Source organism: Melaminivora alkalimesophila (assembly GCF_000282995.1).
GTDB lineage: Bacteria > Pseudomonadota > Gammaproteobacteria > Burkholderiales > Burkholderiaceae_C > Melaminivora > Melaminivora alkalimesophila.
Window position 1 is genome coordinate 1 of record NZ_ALEE01000295.1, and the last position, 6,289, is coordinate 6,289.

Below are 6,289 nucleotides of genomic sequence, written 5' to 3' on the forward strand. Positions count from 1 at the left end.
GCAGCCGCCCGCGCCGGCCGCACCGCCACCCGCGCCCGAAGTGGGCGTGGTGGTGGTGGCACCAGAGCGCCAGGTCGTCACCACCGAGCTGCCCGGACGCACCACCGCCTCCCTGGCGGCCGAGATCCGCCCCCAGGTGGGCGGCATCGTGCAAAAGCGCCTGTTCACCGAGGGCGCCGAAGTGCGGGCCGGCCAGGTGCTCTACCAGATCGACCCGGCCGGCTTCGAGGCCGCGCTGGCGGCCGCCGAGGCGCAGCTGTCGAAGGCGCGCGCGGCGCTGGCCACGGCCGAATCCAATGCCCGGCGCAACGCCGAGCTGGTCAAGATCGATGCCATCAGCCGCCAGGTGCACGACGACAGCCAGGCCGCCGCCCAGCTGGCGCGCTCGGATGTCGAGGTGGCGAGCGCCGCCGTGCGCACGGCACGCATCAACCTCGGCTACACGCAGGTCAAGTCGCCCATCGCCGGGCGCACCAGCACCTCCACCGTGACGCCCGGCGCGCTGGTCACGGCCAACCAGGCGGCGGCGCTGACCACCGTGACGCGGCTGGATCCGCTCTACGTGGACATCACGCAGTCCAGCACCGAGCTGCTGCGCCTGAAGAATGAGCTGGCCAGCGGCCGCATCCGCCGCGACGGCAACGGCGAGGCGGCGCGCGTGGCGATCGTGCTGGACGACGGCAGCACCTACGCCCAGACCGGGCGGCTGCAGTTCAGCGGCGTGCAGGTCAACCCCGGCACCGGTGCCATCGTGCTGCGCGCCGAGCTGCCCAACCCCGACGGCCTGCTCATGCCCGGCATGTACGTGCGCGCCGTGCTGGAGGCGGGCGTGAACGAGGAGGCGCTGCTGGCGCCGCAGCAGGCGGTGGCGCGCGACCCCGCCGGCAACGCGAGCGTGCTGGTCGTGACGCCCGAGGACAAGGTGGAGCGCCGGCGCATCGTGACCGGCGCGGCCGTGGGCAACCGCTGGGAGGTGCTGTCGGGGCTGGCCGCGGGCGAGCGCATCCTGGTGGACGGCTCGCAGCGCGTGCGCCCGGGCGACAGCGTGCGGCCCGTGCCCTGGACGCCGCGCAGCCAAGGCAAGGCCGAGGCCCCTGCGGCCGCCGCCGGCAACGCAGGCTGAAGCAGCCATGGCGCAGTTCTTCATCAACCGCCCGGTCTTTGCCTGGGTGCTGGCCATCGTCATCATGCTGGCCGGCGCGCTGTCGATCTTCACGCTGCCGCTGGAGATGTACCCCGACATCGCCCCGCCGCGCGTGACCATCAACACCACCTACACCGGCGCCTCGGCCGAGACGGTGGAAAACTCCGTCACCCAGGTCATCGAGCAACAGCTCAAGGGCCTGGACAACCTGCTGTACATGCAGTCCACCAGCGACTCGGCGGGCCGCTCGCGCACCACGCTGACCTTTGCGCCCGGCGCCGACATCGACGTCGCCCAGGTGCAGGTGCAAAACAAGCTGCAGGGCGCCATGAACCGCCTGCCCGAGGCGGTGAAGAGCCGGGGCGTGTTCGTCAACAAGGGCGGACAGGACTACCTCGTCACCTACGTCTTCACCTCGCCCGACCCGCACGTGTCGCAGGTGACCATCGGCGACTACCTGACCAGCAACGTGGTGGACGTGATCGCGCGCGTCGATGGCGTGGGCGACGTGACGGTGTTCGGCACCAACTACGCCATGCGCATCTGGATGGACCCGACGCTGCTGGAGAAGTACGCGCTGATGCCCTCGGACCTGATGGCGGCGCTCAACGCCCAGAACGTGCAGGTCTCGGCCGGCCAGCTCGGGTCGCTGCCGGCCGTGCCGGGGCAGATGCTGAACGCCACGGTGACGGCGCGCTCCAAGCTGCAGACCGTCGAGGAATTCCAGGACATCGTGCTGCGCGCCCTGCCCGATGGCTCGGTGGTCACCATGGCCGACGTGGCGCGCGTGGCGCTGGAGGCCGATTCGCTCACCGTGCGCTCGATCCTGAACGGCCAGCCAGGCGCGGGCCTCGGCATCGTGCTGGCCGACGGCGCCAACGCCATGCAGGTGGCGGACGCCGTGGCGGCCAAGATCGCCGAGCTGGCGCCCTACTTTCCCGACGGCATCACGGGCTTCGTGAGCTCCGACACGACGCCCTTCGTGCGCGCCTCGCTGCGCGAGGTGGTGAAGACGCTGGCCGAGGCGATGCTGCTGGTGACGCTGGTGATGTTCATCTTCCTGCAGAACCTGCGCGCCACCTTGATCCCGGCAGTCGCCGTGCCGGTGGTGCTGCTGGGCACCCTGGGCGTGCTCTCGGCGATGGGCTACTCCATCAACATGCTGACCATGTTCGCGCTGGTGCTGGCCATCGGCCTGCTGGTGGACGACGCCATCGTGGTGGTGGAGAACGTCGAGCGCGTGATGAGCGAGGAAGGCCTGCCCGCAAGGGAAGCGACGCGCAAGTCGATGCGCGAGATCACGCCGGCGCTGGTCGGCATTGGCCTGACCCTGTCGGCGGTGTTCGTTCCCATGGCCTTCTTCGCCGGTTCGGTGGGTGTGATCTACCGACAGTTTTCGGTGACCATCGTCGCCGCCATGGCGCTGTCGGTGTTCGTCGCGCTGACGCTCACGCCGGCGCTGTGCGCCTCCATCCTGAAACCCATTCCGCACAAGAGCGGCCGGGCGCCGCGCGCGGGCGTGCTCGGCGTGCTGGACCGGTTCTTTGCGTGGTTCAACCACCACTTCGACCGCAACGCCACGCGCTACCAGGGCGCCGTGGCGCGCCTGCTGCACCGCACGCTGCGCATGGCGCTGCTGTTCGGCGCGATCCTGGCGGCCGTGGCCCTCATGTTCCGCGCCCTGCCGACCTCCTTCCTGCCCAACGAGGACCAGGGCTTCGTGCGCGTGAACGTGACGCTGCCCTCAGGCGCGACCGACGCACGCCTGGCGGACGTGATGGACCAGGTGCGCCTGTATTTCAAGGACCGGCCGGAGGTCTTCAGCACCAACGCCATCCTGGGTTTCAACGGCAACCAGAGCTCGGGCAGCATGTTCGTGCGCCTCACGTCCTGGGACGAGCGGCCGCTGCCCTCGCAGTCGGCGGACGCCATCGCCCGCCAGGCCAACAAGGACCTGGCGCGCATCCGCGACGCCCGCATCTTCGTCACGCTGCCGCCGCCGGTGCGCGGCCTGGGCTCCAGCGCCGGCATCAACTTCGTGCTCAAGGACCTGAACGGCCTGGGCCACGATGCGCTGGTCCAGGCCAAGGACGACATGATCGCCGCAGCGCGCGAGGTGCCGCAGCTGATCAACATGCGCACCACGGGCTTCGACGACACCTCCGAGCTCAAGGTCGTGGTGGACGACCGCAAGGCCGCCGCGCTCGGCCTGTCCACCAGCGACATCAACCAGGTGCTGTCCTCGGCCTTGGGCGGCTCCTACGTGAACGACTTCATCCACAACGGCCGCGTCAAGCGCGTCTACCTGCAGGGCGATGCGCCCTGGCGCATGCTGCCGCAGGACATCGGCCAGTGGTCGGTGCGCAACAAGAACGGCGAGATGGTGCGCTTTTCCTCCTTCGCCACCACCACCTGGACCAGTGGCTCGCCCCAGCTCATGCGCTACAACGGCAGCCCGGCCCTGGAGATGGACGCCAACACGGCGCCAGGGGCAAGCTCCGGCGACGCCATGGCCGCGGTCGAGGCCATCATGGCGAAGATGCCGCCCGGCATCGGCTTCGAGTGGACCGGCGCCTCGCTGCAGGAGCGCCAGTCGGGCGCGCAGGCGCCGATGCTGTACGCCGTGTCCATCCTGTTCGTGTTCCTGTGCCTGGCGGCCCTCTACGAGAGCTGGAGCGTGCCGGTCTCGGTCATGCTGGCGGTGCCGCTGGGCGTGATCGGCGCGCTCGTCGCCACCTACACGCGCGGCATGGCCAACGACGTGTATTTCCAGGTCGGCCTGCTCACCACCGTCGGCCTCGCGTCCAAGAACGCCATCCTGATCGTCGAGTTCGCGGTGCAGCTGCAGGAGCGCGGACTGTCCCTGATCGACGCCACCGTGCAGGCCGTGCGCCTGCGCCTGCGCCCCATCCTCATGACCTCGCTGGCGTTTGGCTTCGGCGTGCTGCCGCTGGCCATCGGCACCGGCGCCGGTGCGGGCGGGCGCCAGGCGATCGGCACCGCCGTGCTCGGCGGCATGGTGTTCTCCACGCTGCTGGGCATTTTCTTCGTGCCGGTGTTTTTCCTGGTCGTGCGCCGGCTGTTCACGCGCCGCGCCCCGACCGCCGCCGCGGGCAGCCCTGCCGACCCCGGCCAACCCGCCACCGCGCCATGAAGCGTCCACCCCATCGCCCCCGCATGGGCCTGCTCCGCCTGCCCTCTGCCCTGCGCGCCGCGCTGCTCGGCGTGCTTGCCCTCGGCCTGCTTCCAGGCTGCACGTCGCTCGCGCCGCCGTACCAGGCGCCGCCACTGCCCGTGCCGGCCACGCTGCAGACGGGCACTCCTGCCACGGACGAGGCGCCGCCGCTGGCGTCGGCCGCGGTGACCGCTTCCGACTTCGTCCAGGACGAGCGGCTGCGCGCCCTGCTCGACATGGCACTGGCGGGCAACCGGGATCTGCGGGTGGCGGTGCTCGCGGTGGAGCGGGCCCGCGCGCAGTACGGCATCGCCCAGGCCGATCGGCTGCCCACGCTCAACGCCAGCGGCAACGCCGGCCGCACGCGCACGGCCGACGACCTGACGGCAGCAGGGCGCGGCAACACCAGCAACCAGTACAGCGTGGGCGCGGGCCTCGCGGGCTTCGAACTCGACTTCTGGGGCCGCGTGCGCAACCTGAACGAGGTGGCGCTGCAGGAGTTCCTGCGCAGCGAGGACCAGCAAGCCAGCGCACGTATCAGCCTGGCGAGCGAACTGGCACTGGCTTGGGTGGGCCTGGATGCGGACGCGCGCCGCTTGCAGCTGGCACGCGCCACCCTGGCGGCACGCGAACGCCAGCTCGAGCTCACGCGCCGCAGCCACGCGCTCGGCGCCGCGTCCGGCTTGACGCTCGCGCAGGTGCAGACCACCGTGGACGGCGCCCGCACCGAGGCGGCGGCCTACGAGGCGCAGGTGGCGCGCGGGCGCAATGTGCTGGCGCTGCTCGCCGGCGCCCCGGTATCCCCACGCCTGCTGCCGCCGGGCGCCCAGGCACTGCGGGCCGACGGGCCCTCCTCCGTTGCTGCACGGCCATCGGAGACGGCGACCGGTGCTCCCGCCGAGGCAGCCCCGCTTCCACCCCCGGTCCAGGCCGCCGCCCTGCCAGAGGTGCCTGCCGACCTGCCGTCCAGCGTGCTGCTGGCCCGCCCGGACATCCGCGCCGCCGAGCGCGCATTGCAGGCAGCACACGCCCAGATCGGCGCCGCGCGCGCCGCCTTCTTCCCGTCCATCAGCCTGACGGCCTCGGTGGGCACGGCCAGCAACGAGCTCTCGGGCCTGTTCGCCGGCGGCAACCACACCTGGAGTTTCGCCCCGCAAATCCGCCTGCCGATCTTCGACGCCGGGCGCAACCGGGCCAACCTGCGCGCAGCCGAGGTGGCGCGCGAAATGGCGCTCGCGCAATACGAGCGCGCGATCCAGGGCGCCTTCCGCGAAGTCATGGACGCACTGGCCGAGCGCGCCACCCTGGCCGAGCGGCTCGCCGCCCAGCGCTCGCTGCTGGCAGCGACGCGGCGCAGCTTCGAGCTGTCCGAGGCGCGCTTTCGGCTCGGCGCCGACAGCTATCTGGCCGTGCTCGACGCGCAGCGCAGCCTGTACGCCGCCCAGCAAGGCCTGATCGCGCTGGAACTGGCCGAGCAGGCGAACCGCATCGCGCTGTTTCGCGCGCTCGGCGGGCAATGGCGGCCGCGCCCGGAAGCGGTGCCTGGTCTGTCCTGAAGCAGACCCTCCACCCGCGTGGCGCGGGGGGCACGACCTGCTGCACCACAGAAACTTATAACTGAAAGTCATCATTGCTGCATCACAATCCGCTTTTCTGAATATCAGCCAGAGCGGAACACGGCAGCATGGGCATCAGCCACTACCTCAAGGAAATCGGCCGGGGGGCGCGCGGCGCGCGGGCCCTGGACCGCGCCCAGGCGGCCGACCTGTTCGGCCAGCTGCTCGATGGCCAGCTGACCGACCTGGAGGTCGGCGCCTTCTGCCTCGCCATGCGCATCAAGGGCGAGACGGTCGCTGAGATGTGCGGCTTCCTCGACGCCCTGCAGGCACGCACCGCCCTCGTCCCAGCCCCGCCAGGCGGACTGCCTCTGGTCGTCCTGCCGAGCTACAACGGCGCACGCCGGCTGCCGG

At 71.2% G+C, this 6,289-nt stretch carries 3 protein-coding genes and 1 pseudogene; all 4 read left to right on the forward strand.

Annotation, left to right across the window (positions count from 1 at the left end; all coding sequences use genetic code 11):
• On the forward strand, positions 1-1,123 hold a 1,123-nt coding region (locus A612_RS05555; protein WP_019373545.1), incomplete at its 5' end, for an efflux RND transporter periplasmic adaptor subunit.
• A gap of 7 nt (positions 1,124-1,130) precedes the next feature.
• A complete protein-coding gene (locus A612_RS05560; RefSeq protein ID WP_019373546.1) occupies positions 1,131-4,298 on the forward strand; it encodes an efflux RND transporter permease subunit in 3,168 nt (1,055 codons plus the stop codon).
• Between the two features lie 23 nt (positions 4,299-4,321).
• Positions 4,322-5,875 (forward strand): TolC family protein, encoded by a 1,554-nt coding sequence (locus tag A612_RS05565; protein WP_019373547.1) that lies wholly within the window; start codon positions 4,322-4,324, stop codon positions 5,873-5,875.
• 128 nt (positions 5,876-6,003) lie between these two features.
• Positions 6,004-6,289, forward strand: a pseudogene (locus tag A612_RS05570) (DNA-binding protein YbiB); the annotation flags it as partial.